This window comes from Lentibacillus halodurans (assembly GCF_900112045.1).
GTDB lineage: Bacteria > Bacillota > Bacilli > Bacillales > Amphibacillaceae > Lentibacillus > Lentibacillus halodurans.
Map to the genome: position 1 here is coordinate 56846 of NZ_FOJW01000014.1, position 16045 is coordinate 72890.

At 42.6% G+C, this 16045-nt stretch carries 16 protein-coding genes; 10 read left to right on the top strand and 6 right to left on the bottom strand.

Annotated features, from left to right (window positions below):
• Window positions 1-385: 385 nt before the first annotated feature.
• Entirely contained in the window at window positions 386-754 is a 369-nt protein-coding gene (locus tag BM195_RS14970) for a DoxX family membrane protein (RefSeq protein WP_170848278.1), read from the bottom strand.
• A 126-nt stretch (window positions 755-880) separates the two neighbouring features.
• A complete protein-coding gene (locus tag BM195_RS14975; RefSeq protein WP_090240331.1) occupies window positions 881-1459 on the bottom strand; it encodes a hypothetical protein in 579 nt (192 codons plus the stop codon).
• 185 nt (window positions 1460-1644) lie between these two features.
• Here BM195_RS14975 and BM195_RS14980 point away from each other — a divergent pair, with 185 nt between their 5' ends.
• Entirely contained in the window at window positions 1645-1941 is a 297-nt protein-coding gene (locus BM195_RS14980) for a 4a-hydroxytetrahydrobiopterin dehydratase (RefSeq protein ID WP_090240336.1), read from the top strand.
• 335 nt (window positions 1942-2276) lie between these two features.
• Here BM195_RS14980 and BM195_RS14985 read toward each other — a convergent pair whose 3' ends face one another.
• Window positions 2277-2828 carry a GNAT family N-acetyltransferase gene (locus BM195_RS14985; RefSeq protein ID WP_090240338.1) on the bottom strand — a complete coding sequence of 184 codons (552 nt, stop codon included), beginning with the start codon at window positions 2826-2828 and terminating at the stop codon, window positions 2277-2279.
• Window positions 2829-3029: 201 nt separating this feature from the next.
• Here BM195_RS14985 and dacB point away from each other — a divergent pair, with 201 nt between their 5' ends.
• Both dacB and BM195_RS19220 read left to right on the top strand, forming a co-directional pair.
• Window positions 3030-4547 carry a D-alanyl-D-alanine carboxypeptidase/D-alanyl-D-alanine endopeptidase gene (gene dacB / locus BM195_RS14990; RefSeq protein ID WP_090240340.1) on the top strand — a complete coding sequence of 506 codons (1518 nt, stop codon included), beginning with the start codon at window positions 3030-3032 and terminating at the stop codon, window positions 4545-4547.
• A gap of 23 nt (window positions 4548-4570) precedes the next feature.
• Window positions 4571-4762: an RDD family protein gene (locus tag BM195_RS19220; protein WP_090240343.1), complete on the top strand. Its 192-nt coding sequence runs from the start codon at window positions 4571-4573 to the stop codon at window positions 4760-4762.
• Between the two features lie 441 nt (window positions 4763-5203).
• Here the strand turns inward: BM195_RS19220 and BM195_RS15000 are convergent, their stop codons facing one another.
• A complete protein-coding gene (locus tag BM195_RS15000; protein WP_090240345.1) occupies window positions 5204-6172 on the bottom strand; it encodes a sugar phosphate isomerase/epimerase family protein in 969 nt (322 codons plus the stop codon).
• Between the two features lie 217 nt (window positions 6173-6389).
• On the opposite strand from BM195_RS15000, the gene BM195_RS15005 reads away from it, so the two are divergent.
• The 5 genes from BM195_RS15005 (at window position 6390) to BM195_RS15025 (ending at window position 12085) form a co-directional block, all read left to right on the top strand.
• On the top strand, window positions 6390-7379 hold the full coding sequence (locus BM195_RS15005) for a LacI family DNA-binding transcriptional regulator (protein ID WP_090240347.1): 990 nt from the start codon (window positions 6390-6392) through the stop codon (window positions 7377-7379).
• A gap of 124 nt (window positions 7380-7503) precedes the next feature.
• On the top strand, window positions 7504-8466 hold the full coding sequence (locus tag BM195_RS15010) for a substrate-binding domain-containing protein (RefSeq protein WP_090240352.1): 963 nt from the start codon (window positions 7504-7506) through the stop codon (window positions 8464-8466).
• A gap of 83 nt (window positions 8467-8549) precedes the next feature.
• A complete protein-coding gene (locus BM195_RS15015; RefSeq protein ID WP_090240355.1) occupies window positions 8550-10064 on the top strand; it encodes a sugar ABC transporter ATP-binding protein in 1515 nt (504 codons plus the stop codon).
• On the top strand, window positions 10057-11040 hold the full coding sequence (locus BM195_RS15020; protein WP_244535780.1) for an ABC transporter permease: 984 nt from the start codon (window positions 10057-10059) through the stop codon (window positions 11038-11040). The genes BM195_RS15015 and BM195_RS15020 overlap by 8 nt, the downstream gene beginning before the upstream one ends.
• Before the next feature lie 10 nt (window positions 11041-11050).
• Window positions 11051-12085 (top strand): Gfo/Idh/MocA family protein, encoded by a 1035-nt coding sequence (locus tag BM195_RS15025; protein ID WP_090240357.1) that lies wholly within the window; start codon window positions 11051-11053, stop codon window positions 12083-12085.
• A 767-nt stretch (window positions 12086-12852) separates the two neighbouring features.
• On the opposite strand, the gene BM195_RS15035 is transcribed toward BM195_RS15025, so the two are convergent.
• Window positions 12853-13212 carry a Lin0512 family protein gene (locus BM195_RS15035; protein ID WP_090240362.1) on the bottom strand — a complete coding sequence of 120 codons (360 nt, stop codon included), beginning with the start codon at window positions 13210-13212 and terminating at the stop codon, window positions 12853-12855.
• Window positions 13213-13332: 120 nt separating this feature from the next.
• Entirely contained in the window at window positions 13333-14136 is an 804-nt protein-coding gene (locus BM195_RS15040) for a DUF2935 domain-containing protein (RefSeq protein WP_090240365.1), read from the bottom strand.
• A 426-nt stretch (window positions 14137-14562) separates the two neighbouring features.
• Between BM195_RS15040 and BM195_RS15045 the strand changes: the two genes are divergently transcribed.
• Window positions 14563-15114, top strand: a complete 552-nt coding sequence (locus tag BM195_RS15045; RefSeq protein ID WP_090240368.1) for an O-acetyl-ADP-ribose deacetylase — start codon at window positions 14563-14565, stop codon at window positions 15112-15114.
• 236 nt (window positions 15115-15350) lie between these two features.
• Window positions 15351-15962 (top strand): YpjP family protein, encoded by a 612-nt coding sequence (locus BM195_RS15050; RefSeq protein ID WP_090240370.1) that lies wholly within the window; start codon window positions 15351-15353, stop codon window positions 15960-15962.
• The last annotated feature ends 83 nt before the right edge of the window (window positions 15963-16045 follow it).

Here is a 16045-nt window from a genome sequence, read left to right on the forward strand (position 1 = left end):
CAGTGCGAATGCACGTGGTGGCTAACAGGCCGCCCGTGGAAAGCGACGAGCAAAACATCCACCGAGTAAACTTCGAGTTGCGAGGAGTGATGTTTCTCTGAAATCTCATTCAACACGACGAGCACCATGTAGATTGCAGCAGCGGGGTATACCTTGCTTTGTTTGTTCGAATTTTTGTTTTATAAATGTTCTTTTGTCCCAGCCTCCGAATAGGCCCCCTAACCTCCTGTCTATTGAAAGACGAGTCGGTGTCCGTCTTATTATCCACAATATGTGAATAATCTGTAGATAACGTCAATATATAGTACGGAACATCAATTCCATCACAACATAACTGCGAACATTTGTGCATATGTGGATAACTTTGTGTATATGAGGCTCTCTGTTAAAGTTGTTTGCCTGGCCTATGCTGCCACAGCAGAAGTAATAAAATAAGCATGACAATGTCAAGGCGTGCCTCAAAGGCAAATTGTAAAAATCCCTGATTCATTAATATAGGCAGTTTAGTTAGGAATATAGCGCCAAGTATAATTAGAATAAGCAGCGCCACTGCCTGTTTAACATATAATCGACCTAGTATGAACGCGCTGCAGGCAATTTCTGTAATGGCGACCAGAAACAATGTTGTCTCCGGAAATGGCAGCCCAACACTCATAAACGTTGCTTTAAAATCGCTCACGACAAGCTTGAGAATCCCTGAGGTTAAAAATACATAGCCCACCGCATAGCAAATCCACTTAGACATATTGATCATCCGCAATGGGAAGCACCTCCACCGTATTGATATTAAATACATATGCAGGCGCACGGACAACCTTGACAATCTTTTTAAATTAGAACATGAGAACATTGATAATTTTAAAAGACTTCCATACGGAATTTAATCCTGGCGTCTTTCGGGCTTCTGTTTTTTTATCATGAGGAAGATGTTTGTCGCCCAATAAGCAATGAAAGCAGCGGCAATATCAATGAGGGTTAAATAAAACAAGTTCATTCCTTTATGCATTCGCAGCAAGTCAACCGATTCCGCGAAAAACCCAAACCCGAATGCAAATATGGTACTGGTCACAGTGGCATATAGGTAGAAGTTTTTTCCGTTGTTGGTACAGTGCTGATACAAGAGCATAAATACGACCGGCAAAAATACTGAGGTAACCGAAACCCCTTCAGGAAGTATATAAAAAAGGCTATGGGGATGGTTAAAATAATTGTTGCCTGTTAATATCATGTCTATATTTAACCATAATACGTGCATGCTATAACCATAAAAAGCGACTTCGAACAACCTTTTCCTATCTATTGAAAAATATAGTATGACAAGCGGAATGATAACGGTTGCGAGATTAAACCAGAAAAACCATGTACTCATGTTGGAGAATAGCTGCCAATGCTCTTTCAGGAGATATTGCAATTGTTCCTTCTGCTCGAGAATTCTGTAATATAATTCCTGTTCATTCACCGATTATCCCTCCATCACAATGATAGTTTGAATTAATGGCCTGGATTTATGCATCAAGTTATCCCCAAAATTCTGTGGATGATTTGTGGATAATATGTTGATTGGCTGTATACAGTATCAAAATTTGTTAAACTAGGGATAACAACGAGACATGGGCAGGAACTAAATACATGGGAGGGAAAACAATGGAACGTCTGAGTGAAGAACAGATTGCAAAGGAATTGGAAAATCTGCCTGACTGGAAAAGGCTTGATGAAAAGTGGATTGAACGGCGTTACCGCTTTAAAGAATTTTTGAATGGCGTCCGTTTTGTTGATCAGATCGCCGAATACGCTGAGAACAAACAGCATCATCCGTTCATTTCCATCGATTATAAAGTTGTCACCTTGAAAATTTCATCGTGGCAGATGAAAGGGCTGACTGATCTGGATTTTGAAATGGTCAACCATTTTGATGAACTTTATGAGCGGGCAGCGAAATAGAAAGACTTGGCTGCCGCCTTGTTTTCCAAAGGTTAGATTGGCACGGGGGCATTTTGTCAGCCGATAGGCTGGGGAGTATTTAATGTAAGGGCGCAGAATCCAGCGGGAGGAAAGGCCTGGGTGAGACCCCGCAGTGCGAATGCATGCGAAGGCTCACCAGCCGCCCGCGGAAAGCGACGAGCGAAACATCCACCGAGTAAACTGCGAGTTGCGAGGAGTACTGCTTCTCCGAAATCTCATTCAACACGACGACGAGCACCAAGTAGATTTCAGCAGCGGGGTATACCTTGCTTTGTTTGTTCGGATTTTGGTTTTATAAATGTTCTTTTGTGCCTTTAACGTCTGCGTTCTTCCCACTCATATGCCAGCATGCCATATACGACATGATCGACAAAATGGTCATACAGCCACTCCGCCTGCCGTATTTGGCCTTCCCGCACAAACCCGAGCCGCTCCGGAATGGCCCGGCTTTTTTTATTGTCATAAGCTGCCCGTATTTCAATCCGGTTCAGTTCCAGCGAATAAAAAGCATAATCAATCAGACCGCTGACAGCACGGGTCATGATTCCTTTTCCTTCATAATTGCTGCCAAGCCAGTAGCCAATAGATCCTATGCCATTTTGCCAATCGAAATGATTAAAACCTGCCACACCAGCAAGTTCCCCATGATAAAGAATACCGGTTGTCAATCCTTTCCGATCGGCAAATAATTTCATCGTTGATTCAATAAAGGCTTTGGAGTCATGCTCTGTTTTTGTATTGTCGACCCATGACAGCCACTCGCGCAAACGTTCCCTGGAATTGTCTGTTAACTGGAACAAAGGAGTCGCGTCGTGTGTTTCAAGGTGTTTTAGTGCTATTTCGTGATCAATTTCAAATAAGAACATTTTATGCGCCTCCTGAATGAAATTAAACTGTATCTCGCATATAACCGGTATTGAATTTATGGTTCATTTCGCCCGGCTATAATAGACTAATTTCTAATTTTTATATAGTTGAAAAGAATGATTTTCCTGATCAAGGAACAAATGAATATTATATTTTATTATAATTAAAATATTCCAATAATAAAAGGGTGTGAAGATAAAATGATTGTGAAAGATTACGGGAAGAGATTATTTCTATTTTTCCTATTGGCAATGGTTGTTGTTATGCCATTTGCCAAGCAAGATCAATCTTTCGTATCGGCATCCGGAGAAACGGCAGAGATAATGGAGGAAAGTGGCAATCTAACGGACAAGCTTGACGAAATTCTCAGTCATGACAGTCTTAAAGGAACAAGTGTCAGTGTCAGTGTTCGGGAGACTGAGAGCGGGGAGATCCTATACGAACGGAATGGCGATCTGCGTCTCCATCCTGCCTCCAACATGAAGCTGCTGTCAGGTGCAGCAGCCATGGAAACGTTAGGAACGGACTATCGATTTACAACCGAAGTACTGACAGATGGAGATGTAAGAGGGCAAGTCCTTCATGGAAATTTGTATTTGAAGGGGAACGGTGACCCAACTTTAATGAAGGAGGATCTTGATCAATTTGCTGCCAACTTGAAAGAAAAAGGTGTCCAAAAAATAAAAGGCGACTTGATCGGTGATGACAGCCGGTATGATGATGTGCGCCTTTCACAGGATTTGAATTGGTCGGATGAACCGTTCTACACAGGTGCGCAGGTTTCTGCTTTAACCTTGTCACCGAATGAAGATTATGATGCAGGAACCGTCATTGTTGAGGCATATCCCGCCGATGAAGCCGGAAAAGAAGCGGATATCACAGTTACGCCGGCAACAGATTATGTTACGGTCATGAACAATACTGAAACGGTTGCGGCTGGCGAAAGCAAAGATATTTCGATTGAACGTCAGCATGGGACAAATGACATTGTCGTTGAGGGAACCATTCCAGTTGATGGAACAAGATCAAGATCCTGGGTTTCGGTATGGGAGCCAACCGGATATGCCCTGGATGTTTTCAAAAAGTCCCTTGAGGAAAACGGTCTGAAACTTATTGGCAATAGTGACGTAAAAACCGGGCTGGCTCCTGATGATGCAACAGTTCTCACTTCAAGGGAGTCCATACCGCTGGAGGAACTGTTCATCCCATTCATGAAGCTGAGCAATAATGGTCATGGAGAAATTCTGACAAAAGAAATGGGTAAAGTAGTTAATGGTGAAGGAAGCTGGGATGAAGGGCTTGATGTCATTGAAGATGTTATAACGGACGCTGGGATGGACAGTGATACCATTGTGCTGCGTGACGGATCGGGTATGTCGCATAAAAACATGATCCCGGCAAATGAACTGTCCGGATTTTTGACAGCAATCAAAGATGAAAGCTGGTTCCCGGCATTTGAAAAATCCCTCCCTGTTGCGGGTGTAGCGGAACGTTTTGTTGGCGGAACACTCAGGTACCGGATGACAGAACCACCGGCACAAGGAAATGTTGTCGCCAAAACCGGCTCGTTAACCGGTGTTTCAACGCTTTCAGGCTATGTTACATCACAGGATGGTGAGGAACTGGTATTTTCGATAATGTTTAACAATTATTTAGGCAACTCAAATACAGAACTTGAAGATTCCATCGCCACGACCTTGGCAGCATATGAGTTTTAGATCGAAAAAAGGCATTAAGGTGCATGCCCCCGATAAATGACGGCCATGTTACATTTAAAGCAATGTTTATGAGAGAGGTTATAGGGTTCTATTTTATTGGTATTCTCACAATAGGCCTAGCATTCATCGTAACTATCATAATGATAGCTGTGAGAGAAGATAAGAGAGGTCTTCATGATTTAATTGGAGGAACTCATGTTATTAAAGTTGAATAGCGTAAAAAAACGGGATGAATCGCATGCAATGATTCATTCCGTTTTTGAATAGTTTTTCTACAATCATAACCTTGTGCGCAATCAATCATCAGGGGGGATATTTACATTTACCGCAGACGGGGTTAAATCGGATACTTCCTTTAAGCCAAAAAATTAAGAGTAGCCTCTGACCATTCACCATTAAACATTTGAGATGGTAGAAGCATATCTCATATACCCATCTTCGGGATAGTCTAAAGTATACTCATCGTTATTATAGGTCCAGTTTGTTGCGTATGATGTACCAGCGGCGAATGTAAATTGCGGAAAAATATTACAAAAATAAAGGTTCCGCAGTTCTTTGTATGTTTAGACAGAGCAATGAAATTTGTTTCATGTTATATATTTTTATACCAATTGGCTGTTCTGTAACCGTCTGTGAAAATCAGTCTATTAGGATGCTTATGCCCACCACATTTCCCCGACAGATTCTTTGACCATGACGGGTTTAAGATTTTCGACAGCTTTGGTAAATCCTTCATCAACTGACATGAGTCCATCCTCATGCTCGATACTCACGACATAGTCATAATCCATTAACCTTAATGTGCTGATCATATCCGCCCATGTTTTGACATCGTGTCCAAATCCAACTGTCCTAAAATACCAGGCACGGTCACGCATTTGGGCGTAATCCGTCATATCCGTCAGGCCATTCCTGTTCATGTTTTGCTGATCAATTATCGTGTCCTTTGCATGAAAATGGTGAATAGCTTGTTCACGACCCAATATTTTAATGGCCTCGATCGGGTCAATGCCCTGCCACCACATATGGCTTGGGTCAAGGTTAGCGCCAATAGCCGGTCCACATGCTTCACGCAAACGCAGCATGTTGCCTGGTGTGTGAACAGAAAAGCCGCCGTGAAGTTCCAGACCAATTTTTATATGGTGAGATTCTGCGAAGTCGTTCTTTTCTTTCCAATATGGAATCAGTTTTTCTTCCCATTGCCATTTCAGTACTTCCTGAAAGTCGTGCGGCCAGGGTGTTACTGGCCAATTTGGATATAAAGCATTTTCATGGTCACCGGGACATCCTGAAAATGTATTCACAACCGGTACATTAAGTTTGGACGCAAGTTGTATCGTTTTGTCCAGCAGTCTATCTGCCGGTTCTGCAATTTTGTTCTGCGGATGGAGTGCATTTCCGTGGCAGCTTAACGCACTGATGACCAATCCATGATCCGCCACTTTTTGCTTGAATTGCTGTAATTTCCTTTCGTCATGCAACAGCTCATCAATTTTACAATGAGCATCTCCGGGGAATCCGCCAGTCCCTAATTCAATTGCTTCCAAACCTTTTGAAGCAACATAGTCCAGCATGTCATCAAAGTTTTTATCAGCGAATAAAACTGTAAAAACACCCAATTTCAATTGAAAAACCTCCCTAATATATTTCAGAATATAAAAATTTGTAAACCATTACATTATAACCATAAATAAAAAATGTATGTAAATCAATAGTTTTATAATATTTTAAAATATTATTGACAGAAAATTAAGGCTGTATTATGATATAAATTGTAATCGATTACAATAAGGTTCGAAATGCAGATCAAGCTCGAGGCAAAGAAGGTAGGACGAGAAATAAATGGCGAACATACAACAAGTGGCGAAACAAGCAGGCGTTTCCGTGGCGACCGTATCAAGAGTATTAAACGGTCAGGGCACGGTAACGGCCAAGACACGAATCAAAGTAGAAGATGCAATCAAAAGACTAAATTATGAGCCCAGTATGCTGGGCAGGAACTTAAGGAACTCGGAAAGCCGTATTCTGTTAATTTTAATTCCTAAAATATCCAATCCATTTTATTCTGAAATTATTAATGGCATTGAAACAGCTGCATTAACACATCATTATAATATTCTTCTTTGTGAAACGGATTCGAATCCTGATCGGGAAAATATTTATTTTGACTTAGTCAGAAAGAAAATGGCTGATGGGATTATTTCCATGGATCCTGCAGTCAATGTGGAATCACTGATTGAACTCGCTGAATCCTATGCTATTATACAATGCAGTGAATACACAGTTGAAAGTGGTATTCCCTATGTAACGATCGATAACGAGGAGGCGGCGTATCGGGCTGTAAAACATTTAATCAAAATCGGACATGAAAAAATTGCCCTGATCAATTCAGATGAGAAATTTCTGTACGCCAGACAACGTCAATTGGGGTACCGGCGTGCACTTGAAGAAAATGGGATCCCGATAAGTGATCACTACATTCACCATACACAACAAATTGGTTTTGAGTACGGACAGCAAGCAATGAGGAAAATTATTAATTTAAAAGACCGCCCTACAGCAGTATTTGCTGTATCAGATATGCTGGCGATCGGTGCGTTAAAAGAAATCAACAATAATGGATTAAATGTCCCGGACGATATTGCTATCGTAGGGTTTGACAAGATTGATTTTTCAAACATGACACACCCGACATTAACAACTGTTGCGCAGCCAATGCACAAAATGGGCACAATTGCTGCAGAAATGCTTATCAGCGAGATACAGGGTGACCAAGTGGAAAGTATTATATTAGATCATGAATTGGTCATTCGCGAGTCTACTTCAGGATAAATGCAGCTAAGATCAGCGTTCTGTTATTGATTCAATTTGATAATAGAGCGCTGACCTTAGATGTGAATTGTAATCGATTACATTTAAGGGAAGCGTCTTAATCAAAACAAAGGGGTGAAATTTGTTGAGAAAGTTACTTATTTTTTGTTTGGCTTTATTGACGGTCATTGTTTTAGCAGCCTGCAGTGAAGAAGGAAGTAGTGAAGGCGAAGGGGATGACAGCTTGACCATTGGTATCTCACTGCCATCTGCTACACATGGCTGGATGGGTGCTCTCATTGATAATGCAGAAAATCGGGCAGAGGAGATTCAGGAAGAACACGGTATTGATTATGTTATGACAAATGCTGCGGATCCAAATCAACAGGCAAACGATGTTGATGACTTAATTTCACAGGAAGTGGATGTCATAGTATTGCTTCCGATCGAATCTGCAGCTTTATCACCGGTAGGACAAAACGTGAAGGATGCCGGGATTCCTTTAGTAGTGGTTGACCGCGAACTGGAGAATGATGCAGCAGATGTTGTTGTGAAAGGTGATAATGAAGGCATTGGATTAAATGCCGGAAAGTATTTCATTGAACAATTAAATGGCGAAGGGAAAGTTGTTGAAATCACCGGACCGCCAAATTCAGTCACAGAACAACGTGGTGCAGGGTTTGAGGAATCGATTGCGGATGAGAATGGCATTGAAGTTGTAGCATCACAGGATGGTGATTTTTCAACAGAAACGTCACTGGAAGTAATGGAAAATATTTTACAGGCACAACCCGAAATTGATGCTGTATACACACAGGATGATGGGATGGCATTAGGTGTGGTGCAGGCAATTGAAGAAGCAGGACGTGATGATATCCAATTCGTGACGGGTGCCGGCGGAGCTAAAGAGGTATTTGAAAGCATCAGGGATGACGGATTAATCTCAGGTACTTTCCTGTATCCGCCTACCATGATCATGGATGGCGTTGACGTTGCTGCCGACATCGCTCAAGGGGAAGAACCTGAAGATGATCTGGTTATCATTGAAGCTACTGAAGTTACAGAAGAAAATGTTGAGGAATACTACGATCCGGATTCAAAATTTTAAATAAAACGAAGGAAATACAATTCGGTGTGACTGGGCTATACCAATTGTATTTCCCCCTTTTTTTCTAAAGGAGCGATCATCAAATGTCTACAAATTCGTTTATGGCTATGGAAGGTATTGACAAATCGTTTCATCATGTTCCTGTATTACAGGATGTTTTCTTTGAAGTCAATTACGGGGAAATCCATGCGCTACTAGGTGAAAACGGAGCTGGAAAGTCTACTTTAATGAACATATTGGGCGGCATTCACCAGCCTGATAAAGGCAGTATTCACATCAATGGCAGTGAAGTAGAAATGACAGATCCAAGAGTTTCCCAGGATTACGGCATAAGTTTTATCCACCAGGAACTTAACGTTGTATCCGATCTGAGAGTCTATGAAAATATGTTTTTGGGAGCAGAACTCCGAAATAAATGGGGATTTGTAAAAGTGGAACAGATGTGCCAGCAGACAAAAGATGTACTTGCCAGACTTGGTGTTGATATCGATCCGAAAGAATATGTGAGAAATCTGGATACATCGTATAAACAATTGATCGAAATTTCCAAAGCCCTGCTGCGCAACGCAACCCTCATCATTATGGATGAACCGACGACTGCCCTGGCAGATCACGAAGTCGGGCGGTTATTTGAGTTAATGAAAAACCTGAAAAAATCAGGCGTGTCCATCATTTATATTTCCCATAAATTGAAAGAAATCCAGGAAGTATGTGATCGCTATACAGTGCTTCGGGACGGGAAAATGGTCGGGAGCGGTCATATGCAGGAACAAAAGCTGGATACAATCACTAATCTGATGATCGGAAAATCGGTTTCTGAAGAGCGGTTTTTACAACACCACACATTGGGGCCGACCACATTGGAAGTAAGCCATTTAACCAGTCCAGGCTTCTTTACGGACATCGACTTTACTGTCCGGAAGGGAGAAATTGCCGGTTTTACCGGATTGGCGGGAGACGGGAGAACTGAACTGTTTGAAAGTTTGTTTGGTTTTCGCAAAAAATATACAGGTGAGATAAAAATTGGCGGAAAAACAGTGCGTATAGACCATCCTAAAAAAGCACTGAAAGCTGGATTAGGACTGGTACCTAAAGATCGGAAAGAAAATGCAATCATTAAGGATTTAAATGTCATTCATAATATGAGCTTATCGTCAATGGGACACTTTGAAAAAACCGGCTTTGTCCGGGAAAAGGCTGAAAAACAGCGGTTTGAGTTTTACAAAGACAAGTTGAATATTAAGGTGCAAAACCCCCGTCTTACAATTGATAAATTAAGTGGGGGGAATCAGCAAAAAGTGGTGATTGCAAAATGGCTTGAAGTCGATACGGATATCATCATTTTCGACAATCCTACGCAGGGGATTGATGTTGGGGCCAAACGGGAGATTTATCAGGATATTATTGAATTGGCTGAACAGGGAAAAGGCGTGATTGTTTTATCTTCTGAAGTTCCGGAATTATTGAAGGTTTGTCATACCTTGTATGTTATGTATCAGGGAGAAATAGCAGCAACATTCAAGGGCGAAGAGGCGACAGAAGACGAAATGATGCGCTATGCAACCGGAACGAAAAAGGAGGCTGTTACCGTTGGCTAATCCAGAAAAAAAACAAGAAGCCTATCAGCAAACAATGCGTTCAAAGGCTACCGGTCGCTTTTCCTGGCTATGGTCTGAATATAGTGTAATCATTGCCTTTTTAATCATTTTTATCGCAGCATCATTCATGAGTCCCCGGTTTCTGGATCTGACCAATCAGATGAACATTTTAATGCAGGTATCGATCATAGGGATTGTTTCACTCGGAATGACGGTTATCATGCTTTCGGGCGGAATAGATTTATCGGTTGGTTCTGTCTTGGCATTGGTCGGGGTGATCACTGTTATGGCCCTGAATGCATCCGGAAGTATTTTTGCTGCTATCATTACAGCATGTCTCGTTGGATCATTTACAGGCTTTCTGAATGGTTTAATGGTTGCAAAAGGAAAGATTGCATCATTTATAGCGACTTTAGGAATGATGGCTGCAGCAAGATCAATTGCATTATATACTGCCGATGGCGGTAGCATATCGGGGGAAGTTTCAGGGTTTTCGGCTATTTCTAATAGCGATTTGTGGATCATTGATTATCCGATTATTATCTTCCTTATTGTGACGGCGCTTGTGTACATATTAATGCATCATACGCGGTTCGGACGATATGTATATGCAATCGGAAGCAACGAGAAAGCTGCCCTCCTGTCTGCAATCCGGGTTGATCGTGTGAAAATGGCGGTCTATAGTTTGGGAGGTCTATTGGTAAGTGTGGCAGCGATTATTGAAACATCCCGGCTGAATTCGATTTCTTCATCGAGCTCAGGTATGCAGTATGAGCTGGATGCTATTGCAGCAGTTATCATTGGGGGTACACGAATGACCGGAGGCCGGGGTAAAGTGATTGGTACATTTTTTGGAGTACTGATTTTGGGTATTCTGAACAATATGATGAACCTGATGAATGTTTCCCCGCATCTTCAGGGATTTGTAAAGGGACTGATTATTATTATTGCTGTGGTGTTCCAGAAGCGAGAATAGGAGGGATTCTATGACTTTTAAAGCAGGGATTATCGGGTGCGGATCAATTGCAAAATTCCGCCATGCACCGGAATATAAAGCTAACCCGTATGTGAGTGATATCGTTTTTTATGATCGCAATCCGGAACGGGCAAAGTCACTTGCCGACATGTTTGAAGGGCATGCTGCCGATACGGTCGAGGAATTGCTGAATGATTCCTCCATAATGGTGATAAGTGATTGTTCGTCGAATGAAAGCCATCACATATTCACAGCAAAGGCATTGCTGAGCGGTAAGCATGTATTGTGTGAAAAACCCATTGCATTGACGATGGAGCATGCCAACGAAGTGGTTGAGGCACAAAGGAAATCCGGAAATAAATTAATGGTAGACCATAACCAGCGATTTACCCGTGCACACCAGAAGGCGAAGGAAATCATCGAAAAAGGAGATCTCGGTCAAGTGCTGACGTTTAAAACGACGTTTGGACACCAGGGACCGGAGCATTGGGGCGTTAATAAATCTAATTCGACCTGGTTTTTTAAAAAAGATCGTTCAGGATTAGGCGTGGCCGGAGATTTAGGTATTCATAAGATAGATTTAGTACACTATTTATTGGGTGATGAAATTGAACAAGTCAGTGCTTTTCAGGGAGCGCTTGATAAAGTTGATGAAGACGGCGAACCAATCGAAGTATGCGATAACATCGTATGCAGTTTGAAAACGAAGCAGAAGCGTTTGGGTACGGCATCCTTTTCATGGACTTATTATGGGGAGGAAGACAATAGCACCATTCTTTACTGTGAAAATGGTACTATGAAAATTTATCATGATCCTGAGCACCAGATTGAAGTGATGACAAAAGATGGTGAAGTTATCCGTTACCAACTTGAATCAATCCAGACGAATGATAATCAGACCAATAGTGGTGTCATTGATGCTTTTGTCGATTGTGTCAGGTCAGATCAGGAGCCAATCGTAACAGGTACTGATGCGTTATCCTCGTTAAAAGTGACGCTCGGTATACTGAAAGCAGCAAAATCAGGCAGCATTGTGAAGATATAGGTAAGTAAGAGGCTGGAACAAAAATATATTAGCCAAAGATACATCCGAACGATGATTCCACTATGATTGGATCAGTTCGGATTTATCTTTTGAGGGATGTTTGAACATTTGTTGCGAATGATCGATAAACGGAGAAGTAACTTGGTCTTAAACTTGCTTACTTCCATGCTTTTGTTGGTGAGTGCATGATGGTCGCTGCGGGAAAATACGCGCTTTCCGGGGGCACGGCCTCAACTAACTTTGCCAAGAAAACCACTTGGAAAACTGAATCTTCGGCTCACGCTGTTGCCCAGGTGTGTCGCATATTTCCGCGGCTTAGAATCGTGTTCTCATAAGGTGACAGCAAGTTCAATGAATATCGCTCTATAAGTTCTTTTCTTTCGACAACCAGCACCCCAACATGACTGGAGGCAGCATACGGAGACACCTATGGGAACAGCACGAGCCGAAGACCCCGCAGAAAAGAGGTCTTGGCTTTCCGAGGAGACTGACGCCGTGCCCATGGAAAGCGCGTATGCTGCCAAAGTGAATGATCGCACGCAACTAAAATCAGGTTGGAGGAAGGCTACACCAAGACAAATTGTCACGCGTTCGCAGTCGTTATCAACGATGAATAAGGATGTGACTGTTGAAAAAGTCAAATGCTGCATTTCCTGCCCTGTCTGTAATCGTTCGTCTTTAGCGTGGAAAGTTTTCATTGTGTCCCAGCCTCCGCCAACCAGAAAATCCTTTGTTAATTGCAAGAGAGGCTTTAGAGGGACAAACCTTTAATAACCAACTTCAACGGCTGCATTGACAATATACATCAAATCATTTTCATCATCTTTGTCTTCCAGCATGATTCCGCTTGAGGTGGCCATCCCGCCGTCCGTGACATCTGTTGTTACAGCGCCGTATGGAATCGCGTCTTTCACCTGGTTAATGTCCAGCTGATCACGGTCAAGCGGTACTGCCAAACGGACATTCACTTTCATGTTTTCAAGCTGTCCATCCGGAAGACGCTGCTCAATTCCGGGCATCGAATTGGAGTAAATCGCATCTTCCACAGCACGGACGGAGGCTTTTGTAATGTTTTGGCCATGGACGTCAATGCCGCTCCCTGTTTGGATGAAAAGAATTTGTTGCATGATGAACGACTCCTTTTTAAGAAATTCGTTATCATACGATTCCCGCATGTTTAGTCTATCAAACATCCATAACCGGCATTACAGGCTAGTAAATAAAGTATAAGGAGCGTTTCAGCTTTTTCAGCCTGTTGTCCGTGGTTTGGTAGGATTGCAATTGGGCGGGATATGATTGGTTGATTCGGCCAGCTTGATTAAGTAATAACACTCTTCACGGGCCATGTGGTCGGCCATCAGCGCGGAAAAGCTGCTCAATGCCGTATCCGACAGTTCCATTTCCTCGAGTTCCTGGAGAAACGTCCGGAACAATGTCATTTCAACCTCCACATCGTTATTGAATCTTTCCAATGCAGGGAAGGTTTGGATATTGGCTCGTAAATAACCTGTCAGCTCGACCGCTTTTAAATAAAAGTTCTCAAAATGCTTTGTAAATCCTTTGCTTTTTTGCTTGAGCCGTTTTTCCACCCGGTCCATTTCGTCATTGATGGCTCCTGCATGGCCGGATGCGTCGAGCAGCCAGAGCATGTGGTGGTGGAGTTCATGAAAGATTGGCGGTGCCTCTCCCTGTTTGAGATACCCCATGACCAGTTGATATTCCTCCAATTCATTGACCATGTGGTTCAGGAATGAAGGGGTCAAGTGGATATGAATGTTCCCGGTTAAGTGGCGTTCGATGATGGAAAGCTTGAAGTCTCTGAATTGATCTGTCACTGTTTCGGCATGCTTCGTAAAGGTAATGGCATTGTTGTCTGTCAGCGATCTCGATTGTTCTAATAACTGATCAAACGTGATGACATACTGTTTGGCTATTTGGATATCGTGCTCTTCGGATGGATAGAGTGAATCCCGAATGAACCTTGCGTGATCACCGAGCACCTGCAGCCAAAACTGGTGTTCAAATGAGGCCTTTCTTAAAAAATCCGGCAAATGAAATCATCTCCTTCGTAAAATTGGGGAACAACGGCCTGGCCGATCATAACGTGACGTCCTGTCGCATGATCGCCACTAGCACGTCCTGTGCGTCGTTAAGATCCGATGCGGTTCGGGCCTGCACGATGCAGGTCAAAGACATTCCAACAAGATATCTGCTTGAATTGCTTTCTTGCAATGTTGTGCCGAGTAACCGCAGGCACAGGATAAGGGTAGTTGGGATCGTAATGCATCGCACGAAGAAAAAGTGTTTTCCTTTTTCGCGGACGTTGCGTTTTTAGCCTTGTTCTTTTTATCAGCGGTCAAAAAGCGCTGAATGAAGCTTCACTTGATACATATGCCGTCATGTAACGAAATAGTAGAATTTAGTTGAAACGATTTCTCGTTTGGATGAGAATGAACATAAAAAGGAAGGATGATAGGATGAAAACGGACAAAAACGGTAATATACTTGAGCTAATGACAGGTGACATTACCAAACAGCGAACGGATGCGATCGTTAATGCCGCTAATGGGTCTTTGCTGGGTGGGGGTGGTGTTGATGGCGCGATTCATCGGGCAGCCGGAAAAGAATTGCTGACAGAATGTAAGCAAATACGGGAGGAACAACTGAAAGACGAAAAGCTGCCGACGGGTGAAGCTGTTATCACGAGCGGCTATAACTTGCCGGCAAAGTATGTGATCCACACAGTCGGCCCGGTTTGGAAGGAACATCACGATAACCAGGAATACCTGCTTGCCAATTGTTATCAGAATTCATTGGAGCTTGCAATGCAACAAGGCGTTTCCAGCATTGCCTTCCCATCGATCTCAACAGGTGTTTACCGCTTTCCGGTTAGTCTGGCTGCCAAAACAGCACTGAAAACAATCATCGAATTTTTAAAAAGCTATAATTTCGGCAGCGTGGTGATGGTGCTGTTTTCAGAACAGGATTATGCTACATATGAGGCAGTATTAAAGGAAAAAGCCGAATGATAGACGACAGTGGACGAATCATGGCTGTAAATGGGGAATACGTGTTCAAACAGACCCGATGATACCCTGATGTGACCGGAATATCATCAAAACAGGCAAAATCAGGATCATGTCAATCCGAAATCCGATTGTAAGAAAAAAACAGGCTGCTTCGAAAAATAACCCAAAATCTTATAGCGCATTTGTCTGATAAGTGGTAAAATTTAAGAAGAGGGAATAAGAAGGGGAAAATCACGATGAAACTTTGGATGCGCAAAATTTTTGTAGCACTTATCGCGGTTATCACTTTAGGGTTATATATCCCGGAATTTGATGCGGACGTTGAAGCAGAGCAAAGCAAGGAAGAAATCGATCCTAATTCCGATTTCCATGATAAGACCGGTATAAATGACCATCATGAAATGCCAATTCTGACAGCCGATCCATTTGAATCATACCCGGAACAGTCGGCTGTTGATCCAATGCTCGCTCTGAGTGAAAAAGCAACAGAACAGGCAATGATCAAAATGGGGCCGCGTATTGCAGGTAAAGTGGAAGCTGAATTCCGCCAAGATATTTTGCCCAGCATGGAAGAAGCGCTTCATATGATCATGCAAAAAAAAACAGAAGTTCAATATTACAGCATCACGGAGCAGCCTTCTGATGGTTTTGGCGAAAGGATTTTTAATATTTATGATGAACGAACCGGAAAGGATATTGCCAGATTCGATGTCAGACGTGTCAAACGGCCAATGGAAGGATATTGGTTCAACTTCCACTACCATGTAAGCAGTGACGGTTTTGACAAGCACCATGAAATTGGAGAAATTTACTGGGACAAAAATATTCCGCCGAGGTGGATGACGTGATTAGAAAGGGCCTGGTCGTGTACCGGGTCTTTGTTTGTTTCTCATCCATCCCCTTCTTATTTGGCATAAGGACGGACGGGGAT

Bases quoted from the DNA above. Each gene is read 5' to 3' on its own strand.
- BM195_RS14970 (WP_170848278.1), bottom strand. From the start codon at position 754: ATGATCAATATGTCTAAGTGGATTTGCTATGCGGTGGGCTATGTATTT.
- BM195_RS14980 (WP_090240336.1), top strand. From the start codon at position 1,645: ATGGAACGTCTGAGTGAAGAACAGATTGCAAAGGAATTGGAAAATCTG.
- BM195_RS14985 (WP_090240338.1), bottom strand. From the start codon at position 2,828: ATGTTCTTATTTGAAATTGATCACGAAATAGCACTAAAACACCTTGAA.
- dacB (WP_090240340.1), top strand. From the start codon at position 3,030: ATGATTGTGAAAGATTACGGGAAGAGATTATTTCTATTTTTCCTATTG.
- BM195_RS19220 (WP_090240343.1), top strand. From the start codon at position 4,571: ATGCCCCCGATAAATGACGGCCATGTTACATTTAAAGCAATGTTTATG.
- BM195_RS15005 (WP_090240347.1), top strand. From the start codon at position 6,390: ATGGCGAACATACAACAAGTGGCGAAACAAGCAGGCGTTTCCGTGGCG.
- BM195_RS15015 (WP_090240355.1), top strand. From the start codon at position 8,550: ATGTCTACAAATTCGTTTATGGCTATGGAAGGTATTGACAAATCGTTT.
- BM195_RS15025 (WP_090240357.1), top strand. From the start codon at position 11,051: ATGACTTTTAAAGCAGGGATTATCGGGTGCGGATCAATTGCAAAATTC.
- BM195_RS15035 (WP_090240362.1), bottom strand. From the start codon at position 13,212: ATGCAACAAATTCTTTTCATCCAAACAGGGAGCGGCATTGACGTCCAT.
- BM195_RS15045 (WP_090240368.1), top strand. From the start codon at position 14,563: ATGAAAACGGACAAAAACGGTAATATACTTGAGCTAATGACAGGTGAC.
- BM195_RS15050 (WP_090240370.1), top strand. From the start codon at position 15,351: ATGAAACTTTGGATGCGCAAAATTTTTGTAGCACTTATCGCGGTTATC.